The sequence below is a fragment of the Stenotrophomonas sp. As-7 genome (assembly GCF_030291015.1).
GTDB classification, from domain to species: domain Bacteria; phylum Pseudomonadota; class Gammaproteobacteria; order Xanthomonadales; family Xanthomonadaceae; genus Stenotrophomonas; species Stenotrophomonas lactitubi.
Genome location: NZ_CP127405.1, coordinates 1,587,526 through 1,599,852, shown reverse-complemented (window position 1 = coordinate 1,599,852; position 12,327 = coordinate 1,587,526). Strand labels below are relative to the sequence as shown.

The window sequence follows — 12,327 nt, the reverse complement described above, 5'->3', positions numbered from 1 at the left end:
GAAAGGAATCTGCCCCCGATCACGCTGCGGCGATGCCGATCAACCGCGCTGGCGCACGACCTCGAACAGGCTGACGCCGGCAGCGACCGAAACGTTCAGGCTCTCGATCTCGCCCGGCATCGGAATCTTGACCAGACCGTCGCAGTTCTCGCGGGTCAGGCGGCGCAGGCCATCGGCTTCGCCGCCCAGCACCAGGGCGATGTTGCCCTTCAGGTCCAGCTGGTACAGCGACGCGGTGGCCTCACCGGCCAGGCCGTAGATCCAGACGCCCTGCTTCTGCAGGTCCTTCAGGCAGCGCGACAGGTTGGTCACCGCCACCACCGGGATGCGGTCGGCGGCGCCGGCCGAAGTCTTGCGCACGGTGGCGTTGACCGTGGCCGACTTGTCCTTGGGAATGATCACGGCGGTGGCACCGGCTGCGGCGGCCGAGCGCAGGCAGGCGCCGAGGTTGTGCGGGTCCTGCACTTCGTCCAGCACCAGCAGCAGTGCCTTGCCTTCCGCAGCAGTGACCAGGCCTTCCAGCTCGTTCTCGCTGTAGGTGCGGGCGGCGGCATAGCGCGCGGCCACGCCCTGGTGGCGCACCGAACCGCCCACGCCGTCCAGCGCCTGGCTGTTGACCTTGCGCACGTCGATGCCCTTGCGGCGGGCGTTTTCCTCGATCTCGGTCAGGCGCGGGTTCTTCGCACCGGCCTCGACCAGCACTTCGCGGACGTTCTCGGCGTCGTTCTCGATGGAGGAGGCGACGGCGTTGACGCCGACGATCCACTGGCTGTTCTTGCTCATGCGGGCAGGACCGGAAAGGGGGTGGCTATGGTAGAGCATCGGGGGCGGCCGCGCTTCGCCCTCGCCGGGCATGGCCCGGCGCTACCCGCCGTTCACCCTTCGGCCGGACGGCTGCGCGGCGGCCAGTGCGGGGTGTCGTGGTCGGGGTGCTGGTGGGACACGATCGTGGCCAGGAACTCCAGTGCGGCGACATCCTCTTCGGTGCGGCGTGCCGGCAGCCTGCCCAGCCCGTCGACGAAGGGCAGCTTGCGCTCGACGCCATACTGGATGGTCGGCGGCAGGCGCTCAGGCTGATCGAAGGCACCGGCGGCCACCGCCACGCCATCGGGTGCTTCGTAGGTCAACGGCGTGCCGCAGTCGGCGCAGAACCCGCGCCGCACCACGTTGGAGGACTGGAAATAACGCGGTTGGCCGCGGGTCCAGCTGAACTGCACGCCGCGCACCGAGACCAGCGGCGCGTAGTACGCGCCGAAGGCCTTCTGGCACATCCGGCAGTGGCAGATCGAACTGTCGGTCAGCTCGCCACGCACCTGGAAGCGGATCGCACCGCACTGGCAGCCGCCGCTGTATTCGGGTTGGCCCTGCATTGCTGCGTTCCTCCGGAATATCGTGTCGACCAAGGTCGACACCTACCGATGGGGGGATGTGCCAATCGAGACCGGCACCCCTGCGCTACCGAGGATGCCGGCCAGGGGCCGGCACTACCACGGCCGTCGGTCAATACTGCTTTTTCGTGCGCTTGGCCGGCTTGCCGCGCTCGGGCAACGGGGCCGGGCTTGCCACCTCTTCCTCGCCCTTGTGCTCGACCAGACGGAAGTCGATCTTGCGCTCTTCCATGCTGGCCTTCAGTACCAGGATGCGCACCTGGTCCCCCAGGCGGTAACTGCTGCCACGGCGCTCACCGGTCAACGTCTTTCGTGTCGCGTCGAACTTGTAATAGTCCTGCGGCAGCTGGGTCACGTGCACCAGCCCCTGCACCTTCGACTCATCCAGTTCCACGAACAGGCCGAAGCTGGTGACGCCGCTGATCACGCCGTCGAACTGGCCACCCACGTGCTTTTCCATCCACGCGGCGCGGTAGCGCTCGTCAACTTCGCGTTCGGCCTCGTCGGCACGACGCTCACGCTCAGAGCACTGCAGAGCCAATGCGGCCATCTCGCGGGCGTTGTAGGTGAACTTGTCCAGCGGCTTGCCCGACAGCGCATGCTTGATCGCACGATGCACCAGCAGATCCGGGTAACGACGGATCGGTGAGGTGAAGTGCGCGTACGCCTCCAGCGCCAGGCCGAAGTGACCATTGTTGTCGGGGCTGTACACGGCCAGGCTCTGGCTGCGCAGCAGCACCGATTCCAGCAGCGTGGCATCGGGACGGTCGCGGATCTTCTTCAGCAGCTTGGTGTAGTCGCCCGGGCGCACCTTCGACCACGGCGGCAGACTCAGCTTGAACTCCTTGAGGAACTCCAGCAGATCGGCGTACTTGGTCTCCGGCGGCTTCTCATGCACGCGGTAAGGCGCCGGCACATGGCGCGACAGCAGGTACTTGGCCGCCTCCACGTTGGCCGCGATCATGCATTCCTCGATCAGCTTGTGCGCATCGTTGCGCACCAGCATGCCGGCCTGGGTGACTTCGCCGCGATTGTCGAGCACGAAGCGGACTTCGCTGCTTTCAAACTCGATCGCGCCACGCTTGCTGCGCGCCTTGGACAGCACCTTGTACAGCTGGTGCAGGCGCTGCACCTGCGGCAGCAGGTCGCCGATGAACGCCTTGGCACCGGCATCATCCTCGCCTACCGCCTGCCACACCTGGGTGTAGGTCAGGCGCGCGTGCGAATTCATCACCGCTTCGTAGAAGCGCGAGTGGGTGACGACGCCTTCGCGGTCGATCTGCATGTCGCAGACAAAGCACATGCGGTCGACCTTCGGCATCAGCGAACAGATGCCGTTGGACAGCGTCTCCGGCAGCATCGGCACCACGAAACCCGGGAAGTACACCGAGGTCGCGCGCTTCTGTGCTTCATCATCCAACGGCGTACCGGGACGAACGTAGTTGGAGACGTCGGCAATGGCGACCACCAGGCGGAAGCCATCGGCGTTCGGCTCGCAGTACACCGCGTCGTCGAAGTCCTTGGCGTCCTCGCCATCGATGGTGACCAGCGGCGTGCTGCGCAGGTCGACGCGGTCCCCGATCATCGCCGGCTCGACCACCAGCGGCACCGAGGCGGCTTCGTCCAGCACCTCCTGCGGGAACTCGAACGGCAGCTCGTGGCCGTGAATCGCAGTCTCCACCACCAGCGATGCAGTCAGCTTGTCGCCAAGCACGGCGATGATGCGACCGATCGGCGGACGGCGGCTGTCCGGTGCCTGGGTCAGTTCGCAGACGACCAGCTGGCCATCGCGCGCGCCGCCGGTCTGGTCCGGTGGTACCTGCACGTTGCGCTGGATGCGCTTGTCATCGGGCACCACGTAGTTGATGCCCATCTCGACGCTGAAGCGGCCGATCAGGCGCGTCATGCCGCGCTCCAGCACACGGGCGATGCTGCCTTCGCGACGGCCGCGGTGATCGATGCCGGTGACACGGGCCAACACCTTGTCGCCGTGCATCACCTTGCGCATTTCGTACGGCGGCAGGAACAGGTCGTCGCCGCCTTCAACCGGGCGCAGGAAGCCGAACCCTTCCGGATTGGCGATCACCACGCCGGTGACCAGATTCAAGGTCTGGATGGGCGCGAAACCGCCGCGGCGGTTCTGCACCAGCTGGCCATCGCGGACCATGGCGCCGAGCCGGCGCGACAGCGCTTCGGCACGGTCCGGTGCGGTCAGGCCCAGGCGCGCACCGAGTTCTTCAGCGGTCTGCGGCCCTTCGCAGCGCTCCAGCAGGGCCAGGATGGCCTCGCGGCTGGCGATGGGTTGTTCGTACTTTTCTGCTTCGCGGGACGCATAGGGATCGTCGATCACCTTGCCCGTCGGCGGCAGCTTGCGGCCCGGCGCGGGGCCAGGTGCCTCTGCGTTGCGGCGGCCTCGACCAGACGGCGGCGCGCCACCTTCGGCCAGTGTGGGGAGCCAGCCCGGCAACGGCTTGCCTGGCTTGTTGTTGCGGGCCTGGCCGGCCTTGGCACCCTTGTTGGGGGCTTCACTGCGGGACTTGCTCCCGCCCTTGCTTGGTTTTTTGGTAGTCATCGCCCTCCATGGTAGCCGTTGCGGGCGTGCAGAACGGGTCAGCAGACCGGTTGAAGCATCCCCATTAAGAATTTTCGGGAAATCGTTGACAGCCCCCCGGTTCATCTTCACAATTGCGCCTCTGGAACGCCCAGATGGCGGAATTGGTAGACGCACTAGTTTCAGGTACTAGCGGGTAAAACCGTGGAGGTTCGAGTCCTCTTCTGGGCACCAACGAAAAAACTCCTCGCTTCGGCGGGGATTTTTTTTGCCTGTAATCCGGATGCGGCGCCCATCCACGCATGGCGTGGATCTACCGGACGCTGCGGTCGCAGGGATTTCACAGGGGTGTTGACACTTCCGTCACGGCACCGCATAATTCTCCTCCTCGACGCCCAGGTGGCGGAATTGGTAGACGCACTAGCTTCAGGTGCTAGCGGGGGCAACTTCGTGGAGGTTCGAGTCCTCTCCTGGGCACCATGTCGAGAATGAAAAACACCCGCGAAAGCGGGTTTTTTCTTGTCTGGCCTCCAGCCGGCATCACCAGCACGAACGCAGCACCAGCTCCAGGCCAAGCAGCAACAGGAAGCCGAGGAAGCAGGCACGGAATACCCGCGCACTGATGCGCTGGCGGATCACTTGCCCCAGCCACATCCCGGCCAGCGACGGCACCACCGCCAACGCGCTCAGGCCGAGCTGCTGCACACCGAACGCACCGTGCAGCACCAAGCCTGTGGTCAGCGAAATGGTGGACACCGTGAATGCAAGCCCCAGCGCCTGCACCAGCTCGTCGCGCTGCAACCCCAGCGACTGCAGGTAGGGCACTGCCGGCATCACGAACACGCCGGTTGCGCCGGTCACCACGCCGGACATCGCGCCCACCAGTGGTCCGAGCCAGCGCTCGCGCCGAGCCGGTACCCGCAACACCGGCGCCAGCAACGCGTACCCGGCGTAGACCACCAGCGCCACGCCCAACGCGGCACGCGAGACATCACGATCCACCCGCACCAGCAACGCGGCGGCACCGAGCGTAGCGATCACCACCGCCAGCATCATCGGCCACAGCCGCCGCACGATCTGCCCCACCGATGGCCCGGACAGCAGCTGCCAGGCATTGGTGACAAAGGTGGGAATGAACAGCATCGAGGCTGCCGCAACCGGCGACAGTGCGCCGCCCAGCAGCCCCATCGCCACGGTCGGCAGGCCCATGCCGGTCACGCCCTTGACCACCCCGGCCAACAGGAACACCCCCGCCAGCAATCCATAGAAGTAGATCGTTTCGTTCATGCCTTCATTGGAGCCGGCGGCACTTCAGCGCACAATGCGGCATTCACGCCCCACCCTTCGGCTGCTCCGAAGGCAACGGCCACGATGCGAGGTCATGACATGCGCCTGGACATTGCCGATCTGCGCCTGTTCCTGGCGGTGGCCGACGCCGGCAGCATCACCGCCGGCGCCGTAGAGGCGAATCTGGCACTGGGCTCGGCCAGCGAACGCCTGCGCGCGATCGAAACCGACGCCGGCACCGCGCTGCTGACCCGTCACCCGCGCGGCGTCAGCCTCACCGAAGCGGGCGCCGCACTGGCCCATCACGCGCGCTTGATCCTGCAGCAGCAGGCACAGCTGCGCGGCGAACTGCAGGCCTTCGCCCACGGCGCGCGCGGTACGCTGCACCTGTATGCCAACACCGCGGCACTGACCAACTATCTGCCCGCGCGACTGGCGCCATGGCTCGCCGAACGCCCTCGCCTGCGCGTCGAACTGCACGAACGCACCAGCACTGAAGTCGTGCGTGCGATCCGTGCCGGACAGGCAGAGGCCGGCATCATCAGCGACGCCGTCCCCGCCGATGGGCTGCGCCGTCATGTGGTTGCGGAAGACCCGCTGATGATGCTGCTGCCGGCCGGGCATCGCTTCGCCGCGCGGCGCTCGCTCGATTTCAGCGATGTGCTGGGCGAGACCTTCGTCGCGCTGGCCGACGGCAATGCACTGCAGACCTATATCGAAGAACTGGCGGCAGAGGCCGGACGCACGCTCGACGTACGCATCCGCATGAAGACCTTCGAAGGCCTGTGCACGATGGTGGGCCATGGCATCGGCGTGGGCATCGCGCCTCGCACGATCGCACGGCAGCACCGACGGGCCACCGGCATCGTCGCCGTTGCACTCGGCAACGCATGGGCACAGCGCCGGCTGTGCGCCGCGTTTGCCGACTGGAAAACGCTCTCGCCGCCGATGCGCAGCCTGCTGCTGCATCTGGATGTGGACGCGGGAATGGGTGCAGAAAAAAATGTGTGAAATGGTGTTGACACATATCCAAGCTTCCTGCAAAATTCTCCTCCTGAGTCGCCCAGGTGGCGGAATTGGTAGACGCACTAGCTTCAGGTGCTAGCGGGGGCAACTTCGTGGAGGTTCGAGTCCTCTCCTGGGCACCATGACTCAGACAATGATCAAACCCGCGCAAGCGGGTTTTTTCATGTCCGGATTTTGAAACGCGATCGTTATCGCGACGGTTCATCCACGCGTGGCGTGGATCTACTGCAAACAAAAACCCCGCCTTCCGGCGGGGTTTCTGCGTTTCAACAACAACGATCGATCAGTGCCCGCCACCGGCGGCAGCACCCGCGCCTGCACCGAACGGCGGCTTGGCCAGCCACAGGAAGGTGATGATCGCCAGGAAGATCCAGCCCAGCAGGAAGAAGATGTCGTTGAAGCCCATCTGCGATGCCTGGTGGTTGATCATGTTGTTCAGCACCGCCGCACCATGTTGCAGATCGCCCTGCCCCATCGCCGCCACCTGGTCCTGCATCCCCGGCTGGTAGGCCGAAATGTGCTCGGTCAGGTCCGCGTGATGCACCTGCGTACGACGCGCCCACAGCCAGGTGGTCAGCGACGCGGCGAAGCTGCCGCCCAGCGTACGCAGGAACGTGGCCAGGCCCGAGCCGGCCGCGATCTCACGACCATCCAGATCCGACAGCAGGATCTGCAGCACCGGCATGAAGAACAGCGCGACACCAATGCCCATGATCAGCTGCACGCCGGCCACGTGCTGGAAGTCCACCTGCAGGTTGAACCCCGACCGCAGGAAGCTGGTCATCGACAGCACCACGAACGCGATCGTGGCCAGCATGCGCATGTCGAAGCGCGATGCGTACTTGCCCACGAACGGGGTCATGATCACCGGCAGGATGCCGATCGGCGCCGTCGCCAGGCCCGCCCAGATCGCGGTGTAACCCATGTCGCGCTGCAGCCACTGCGGAATCAGCAGTGCCACGCTGAAGAACGCCGCGTAGGCCACCACCATCGCCAGCGTACCGGCGCGGAAGTTGCGGTGCCGGAACAGCTTCAGGTCGACGATCGGATCCTTGTCGGTCAGTTCCCAGATCAGGAACACGGTCAGCGCCACCACCGCCACGCAGGCCAGCACCACGATCTTCATCGACGAGAACCAGTCCTCGTCGTTGCCCAGGTCGAGCACCAGCTGCAAGGCACCTACGCCGATCACCAGGGTGACCAGGCCAACGTAGTCCATCTTCGGCTTTTCGACGTGTTCCGGGCGCCCCTTCAACTGGTTACCGACCACCAGCGCTGCGAAGATGCCCAGCGGCACATTGATCAGGAAGATCCATTCCCAGCTGTAGTTGTCGGTGATCCAGCCACCGAGGATCGGCCCGCAGATCGGCGCCACCACGGTGATCATCGCCAGCAGCGCCAGCGCCTGTCCGCGCTTTTCTCTGGGATAGATCGAGACCAGCAGCGACTGGGTGATCGGGTACATCGGGCCGGCGACGAAGCCCTGCAGCGCGCGTGACAGCACCAGCATGCCCATGCTCTGGGCCAGGCCGCACAGCAGCGAGGTGATCACGAAGGCCAGCGTGGCCCACACGAACAGCTTGCGCTCGCCGAAGCGACGGCTGAGCCAGCCGGTCAGCGGCAGCGCGATCGCGGTGCTCACCGCGAACGAGGTGATGACCCATGTCGCCTGCTGCGAACTGGCGCCAAGATTACCGGCGATGGTCGGCAACGAGACGTTGGCGATGGTGGTGTCGAGCACCTGCATGAACGAGGCCATCGCCAGGCCCACGGTGCACAGGGCCACACTGGGTGGCAGGAAGCCGGCGGCCGCACCCGGCGCCGCCGGTGCGCCCGGAGAGCCGGGCGCAGCTGGAGCTTGTGCGGACATGGCCGGCCTCAGCTCGCCTTGCCCTGCTGCGGCAGGTTGCCCTGGATGATCGTGTGGATCACCTCATCGGCATCGTGCAACTGCTTGGCGTACACGTCGGTGTCGAACACTGTGCCCTTGGCGGCCGCGCTCGGCAGCACTTCGCCCTTCTGGTCGCGCAGGCTCACTTCGGCCTTCATCGACAGGCCGATGCGCAGCGGGTGTTCGGCCAGCTGCTTGGCATCGATGGCGATGCGCACCGGCACGCGCTGCACGATCTTGATCCAGTTGCCGCTGGCGTTCTGCGCCGGCAGCAGCGAGAACGCCGAACCGGTGCCCAGGCCGAGGCTGTCGATGCGGCCCTTGTACTTCACGTCGCCGGCATACAGGTCCGACTTCAGCTCCACTTCCTGGCCCAAGCGCATGTGGCGCAGCTGGGTTTCCTTGAAGTTGGCTTCGACCCACATCTGCTCGGTCGGCACCACCGCCATCAGAGCATTGCCCGGCTGCACGCGCTGACCGACCTGCACCGAACGACGGGCGACATAGCCGGTGACCGGCGCGACGATGCCCGAACGCGCATTGTTGAGGAAGGCCTGGCGCAGCTGCGCGGCGGCGGCCTGCACATCCGGCTGGGTGGCGATCACGGTGTCATCGACCAGCGCGCGGTTGCGCTCGACGGTCTCGCGCGAACCGGCCACGGCCGCTTCGGCAGCCGCCAGCTCATCGCCGGCATGGGCCAGTTCTTCGTTGGAAATGGCGCCGGTGGCGGCCAAGCCCTTGCGGCGTGCGAAGTCGTCGCGCACGCGCTTCAGGGTCACCTGACGCGCGTTCAGATCTGCCTGTGCACCCTCGACGCTGCGGTACAGGCCACGGGTCTGGCGCACGGTCTTGGCCAGGTTGGCTTCAGCCTGCTGCAGGGCTACCGAGGTATCGGCCGGGTCCAGCTGCACCAGCAGCTGGCCGCGCTCCACGCGCATGCCGTCATCGGCGTTGATGGCAACCACGGTACCGGCCACCAGCGGGGTGATCTGCACCTGGTTGCCCTGCACGTAGGCGTCGTCGGTCTCTTCGAACCAACGGCCGAACATGAAGTACCACAGCGCCAGTGCCGCCAGCAGCAGCACGACGATCACGAACAGGCCGCGCAGCAGCTTGCCGCGACGGTTGGGGGCGGCGGGGGCCGCAGTGTCTTGGGTCTGGCTCATGGCAGGCGTCTTCAGGAATGCGAGGAATCGGAATGGGAAGCAAGCGGTGCGGCGTCGGCGTCACTGGGCTGGAAACCACCGCCGAGCGCCTTGCTCAGGCGCACCGAGGTCTGCAGCTGCTGCGACTGCAGGCCGGCCAGCTGCTGCTGCGACTGCAGCAGGGTGGACTGCGCGGTCAGCACGTCCAGGTAGCTGCCGATGCCGGCGCGATAGCGCTGCTGGGCCAGGTCGAACGCGGCGCGTGCGGTATCCACCGCCTGCTGCTGCGACTGCGCCTGCTGCGCCAGCGAGCGCACCGCGTTGACCTGGTCGGCGACGTCGCGCAGTGCATCGAGCACCGCCTGGTTGTAGTTCGCTACGGCCAGGTCGTACTGCGCATCGGTGTTGGCCAGGTTGGCGCGCAGCTTGCCGCCTTCGAAGATCGGCAGGCTCAGCGCCGGACCGATGTAGGCGAAGCTGGAACTGCTCTGCAGCAGGTCGCCGACATTCGGCGCGACCACGCCGGCCAGCGCGGTCAGGTTGAGGCTCGGGTAGAACTTTGTCTTGGCGACCTTGATCTGCTTGTCGGCCGCTTCCACCCGCCAGCGCGCGGCGACGATGTCGGGGCGACGGCCAAGCAGTTCGCTGGGCACCACACCCGGCAGCTGCAGCGCCAACGGGTTCATCGCGCGCGGGCGTTCGATCGACAGGCCCCGGTCCGGGCCCTTGCCGACCAGCGCGGCCAACGCAGTGCGTCCCGCATCGATACGCTGCTGCGCCGCCAGCAACTGCTGCTGTGCGGCCGGCACACGGGCTTCGGCCTGGCGCACCTGCAGGTCGCTGTCGATGCCGGCGCTACGACGCTGACGGGTCAGCTCCAGCGACTTCTGCGAGCGCGCCAGTTCTTCTTCAGCTACGTCATTGAGCTGCCAGGCGTAAGCCAGATCGGTATAAGCCTGGGCGATGCCGGTGGACAGGTTCAGGCGTGCGGCCTGGGCCTCGACGGTTGCGGCATGGGCGCCGTCCACGGCGGCTTCCCAGGCGGCGCGCTTGCCGCCCCACAGGTCGATGCCGTAGCTGAAATCGAAGGCAACCTGGCTGCTGCCGGCGTAGTGGCCACCGATTTCATCGCCGGCCATCGATTCGGGCAGGCGCAGGCCGGTGTAGCCACCGGACACGGACAGGCTGGGCAGGCGATCGGCGCGTGCGGTGCCGACCTGTGACTGTGCCTGGCGCAGGCGGGCGTCGGCGGCGTCCAGGCTCGGATGGCCGGCGAGGCCTTCGGCGATCAACGCATCCAGCTGCGTATCGCCCAGTGCCTTCCACCAGTCCTGGGCGGGAAAACCGGCGGCGCTCAGGTCGCTGTCGGCCAGGGTGCGTTCGCTGTGCAGGCTGTCCACGTCGAGCACGTGGCCCTGCGGGGTGAGGCCGCGGCTGCTGGCGCAGGCGGCCAAGGCCAGAGCCAGCGCTGAAACCAGCAGCGCGCGCCCGGACCGGCGGAGAGTGGGATGCGGGATCGGGTTCATGGGGTCGTCAGGGAATCGCGGATTCGGGTCAGGAGGGACAGCAGCTGCGTGCGTTCGTCGGCGGACAGATCACGCAGGGCGTAATCCATCACCGCGTCGCCGCGCAGCTTCAACCGCGCCCACAGCGCGCGGCCTTCTTCGGTCAATACGATCTGCAGCGCACGCCGGTCCTGGGCATGCGGCTCGCGGCGCACGCAACCGAGCGCTTCCAGCTTGTCCAGCAGGCGGGTGACCGCACTGGGCACCTGGTCGATGGCCTGGGCCAGTTCGTTGGCCGTGCACGGCGCCATGTTCGAGAGCACCTTCAGCCCGATGTAGTGGGTGAAGCCGATGCCGAGGTCTTCTTCGGCCATGGACGCGTCGAGCTGGCGGACCAGGCCGTCGCGCACCTGGCGCAGCAGCAGGCCGAAGCTGGGGGGAGTGGTTGCAGGACAGATCATGGGGGAGCATTCTCTTCCAAAAAAAATATTTCTCAATGGAAATATTCGATCTGGCATCGAATGCTGTGTTGCAGCAATGGGCTGGATCAGGTGAAGGCGCCACCTTAATGGCGCTCCCAACTGGCCCGGTAGTACAATCCAGCCAATGAATGTCACATTCAAGCCACCCCCAGCCCACGTGAAGGCGGGCGAACCCGGACCTGCCACCCTGCTGCGTGAAGAAGCGCTGGACTGGTTCGAGCGCAATGACGGCCCGCCGGTCATCGCCTTCCGCTTCGACAGCCCGCAGGGCCTGGCCCGCGAAGTGGACTGGCATCAGCACGTCCGCGCGCAGCTGATCTGCGTTGAACGCGGCCTGCTGACCACCCGCACCTCACATGGCACCTGGTCGCTGGCGCCGGGCTCGGCGGGCTGGATGCCACCAGCCGAACCGCATACGGTCCACATCGATGGACCCCTGCGCGGCTGGGGCATGGTGCTGGCCGCACCGCTGTGCGCCGAACTGCCGGCCGATCCGTGCGTGCTGGGCATCTCGCGGCTGGCGCAGGCGGTGGCCGAACGCATCTGCGACTGGCCACAGGATTACGAGAGCACCACCGAGCGGCAGCACATCATCAACGTGCTGCTGGACGAGATCCGCACCGCGCCGCGCCAGCGCATGCATCTGCCGATGCCGCGCGACCGGCGCCTGCTGAAGATCGCCTCACAGTTGCTGGCCGACCCGGCCGACGAGCGCGGGCTGGCGCAGTGGGCGCATTGGGCCGGCCTGTCGCCGCGCAGCCTGACCCGCCATTTCCGCGACGAGACCACCCTCAGTTTCGCCCAGTGGCGCCAGCAGGCGCGGCTGGCCGAGGCGCTGCGGCAGCTCAGTGAGGGCCGCAGCGTGGCCGATATCGCCCACGCACTGGGCTTCAGCAGCGCCAGCGCCTTCGTCACCGTGTTCCGGCGACACTTCGGGCTACCGCCCGGACGCTACCTGGCACGGGCCGGCCACGGCCTGGAACCGGGCCTTGACCCTGCACGCGGCTTGGCATCCCCCGCCGCATCCGGATAATCACTGGATTGAGAGCGGC

10 protein-coding genes and 3 tRNA genes are annotated in these 12,327 nt (G+C 66.6%); 5 read left to right on the top strand and 8 right to left on the bottom strand.

What is annotated here, in order from left to right:
• Nucleotides 1–39: 39 nt before the first annotated feature.
• The 3 genes from rlmB to rnr all read right to left on the bottom strand — a co-directional run bounded on the left by rlmB (nucleotide 40) and on the right by rnr (nucleotide 3,960).
• Nucleotides 40–783: a 23S rRNA (guanosine(2251)-2'-O)-methyltransferase RlmB gene (gene rlmB / locus QP457_RS07445; protein ID WP_205403995.1), complete on the bottom strand. Its 744-nt coding sequence runs from the start codon at nucleotides 781–783 to the stop codon at nucleotides 40–42.
• Between the two features lie 92 nt (nucleotides 784–875).
• Complete coding sequence (locus QP457_RS07440; RefSeq protein ID WP_205403996.1) at nucleotides 876–1,370, bottom strand: GFA family protein; 495 nt, start codon at nucleotides 1,368–1,370, stop codon at nucleotides 876–878.
• A 130-nt stretch (nucleotides 1,371–1,500) separates the two neighbouring features.
• A complete protein-coding gene (rnr, locus tag QP457_RS07435; protein WP_205403997.1) occupies nucleotides 1,501–3,960 on the bottom strand; it encodes a ribonuclease R in 2,460 nt (819 codons plus the stop codon).
• A 128-nt stretch (nucleotides 3,961–4,088) separates the two neighbouring features.
• On the opposite strand from rnr, the gene QP457_RS07430 reads away from it, so the two are divergent.
• Nucleotides 4,089–4,173: transfer RNA gene (locus QP457_RS07430), tRNA-Leu, on the top strand.
• Nucleotides 4,174–4,332: 159 nt separating this feature from the next.
• A tRNA-Leu gene (locus QP457_RS07425) sits at nucleotides 4,333–4,419 on the top strand.
• 60 nt (nucleotides 4,420–4,479) lie between these two features.
• On the opposite strand, the gene QP457_RS07420 is transcribed toward QP457_RS07425, so the two are convergent.
• Entirely contained in the window at nucleotides 4,480–5,226 is a 747-nt protein-coding gene (locus QP457_RS07420) for a sulfite exporter TauE/SafE family protein (protein WP_205403998.1), read from the bottom strand.
• 99 nt (nucleotides 5,227–5,325) lie between these two features.
• Here QP457_RS07420 and QP457_RS07415 point away from each other — a divergent pair, with 99 nt between their 5' ends.
• Both QP457_RS07415 and QP457_RS07410 read left to right on the top strand, forming a co-directional pair.
• Nucleotides 5,326–6,237: a LysR substrate-binding domain-containing protein gene (locus QP457_RS07415; RefSeq protein WP_205403999.1), complete on the top strand. Its 912-nt coding sequence runs from the start codon at nucleotides 5,326–5,328 to the stop codon at nucleotides 6,235–6,237.
• A 50-nt stretch (nucleotides 6,238–6,287) separates the two neighbouring features.
• Nucleotides 6,288–6,374: transfer RNA gene (locus QP457_RS07410), tRNA-Leu, on the top strand.
• 161 nt (nucleotides 6,375–6,535) lie between these two features.
• On the opposite strand, the gene emrB is transcribed toward QP457_RS07410, so the two are convergent.
• Genes emrB through emrR form a run of 4 tightly spaced genes read right to left on the bottom strand, consistent with a single transcriptional unit; the run spans nucleotide 6,536 to nucleotide 11,254 of the window.
• Nucleotides 6,536–8,122, bottom strand: coding sequence for a multidrug efflux MFS transporter permease subunit EmrB (emrB, locus tag QP457_RS07405; protein ID WP_180164191.1), 1,587 nt, complete (start codon nucleotides 8,120–8,122; stop codon nucleotides 6,536–6,538).
• 8 nt (nucleotides 8,123–8,130) lie between these two features.
• Nucleotides 8,131–9,309 (bottom strand): multidrug efflux MFS transporter periplasmic adaptor subunit EmrA, encoded by a 1,179-nt coding sequence (gene emrA, locus QP457_RS07400; RefSeq protein ID WP_089239888.1) that lies wholly within the window; start codon nucleotides 9,307–9,309, stop codon nucleotides 8,131–8,133.
• Between the two features lie 11 nt (nucleotides 9,310–9,320).
• Complete coding sequence (gene emrC, locus QP457_RS07395; RefSeq protein WP_180164189.1) at nucleotides 9,321–10,814, bottom strand: multidrug efflux transporter outer membrane subunit EmrC; 1,494 nt, start codon at nucleotides 10,812–10,814, stop codon at nucleotides 9,321–9,323.
• Nucleotides 10,811–11,254: a multidrug efflux system transcriptional regulator EmrR gene (gene emrR, locus QP457_RS07390; RefSeq protein WP_089239884.1), complete on the bottom strand. Its 444-nt coding sequence runs from the start codon at nucleotides 11,252–11,254 to the stop codon at nucleotides 10,811–10,813. Before emrR ends, emrC begins: the two co-directional genes overlap by 4 nt.
• Before the next feature lie 145 nt (nucleotides 11,255–11,399).
• Between emrR and QP457_RS07385 the strand changes: the two genes are divergently transcribed.
• The gene (locus QP457_RS07385; RefSeq protein WP_205404000.1) at nucleotides 11,400–12,308 is read left to right on the top strand and encodes a helix-turn-helix transcriptional regulator; all 909 of its coding nucleotides are present in this window, start codon (nucleotides 11,400–11,402) and stop codon (nucleotides 12,306–12,308) included.
• Nucleotides 12,309–12,327 lie beyond the last annotated feature (19 nt).

Excerpts from the sequence above, each read along its gene's own strand:
- QP457_RS07415 (WP_205403999.1), top strand. The coding sequence starts at position 5,326 with ATGCGCCTGGACATTGCCGATCTGCGCCTGTTCCTGGCGGTGGCCGAC.
- emrC (WP_180164189.1), bottom strand. The coding sequence starts at position 10,814 with ATGAACCCGATCCCGCATCCCACTCTCCGCCGGTCCGGGCGCGCGCTG.
- rlmB (WP_205403995.1), bottom strand. The coding sequence starts at position 783 with ATGAGCAAGAACAGCCAGTGGATCGTCGGCGTCAACGCCGTCGCCTCC.
- QP457_RS07440 (WP_205403996.1), bottom strand. The coding sequence starts at position 1,370 with ATGCAGGGCCAACCCGAATACAGCGGCGGCTGCCAGTGCGGTGCGATC.
- QP457_RS07385 (WP_205404000.1), top strand. The coding sequence starts at position 11,400 with ATGAATGTCACATTCAAGCCACCCCCAGCCCACGTGAAGGCGGGCGAA.
- emrR (WP_089239884.1), bottom strand. The coding sequence starts at position 11,254 with ATGATCTGTCCTGCAACCACTCCCCCCAGCTTCGGCCTGCTGCTGCGC.
- emrA (WP_089239888.1), bottom strand. The coding sequence starts at position 9,309 with ATGAGCCAGACCCAAGACACTGCGGCCCCCGCCGCCCCCAACCGTCGC.
- QP457_RS07420 (WP_205403998.1), bottom strand. The coding sequence starts at position 5,226 with ATGAACGAAACGATCTACTTCTATGGATTGCTGGCGGGGGTGTTCCTG.
- emrB (WP_180164191.1), bottom strand. The coding sequence starts at position 8,122 with ATGTCCGCACAAGCTCCAGCTGCGCCCGGCTCTCCGGGCGCACCGGCG.
- rnr (WP_205403997.1), bottom strand. The coding sequence starts at position 3,960 with ATGACTACCAAAAAACCAAGCAAGGGCGGGAGCAAGTCCCGCAGTGAA.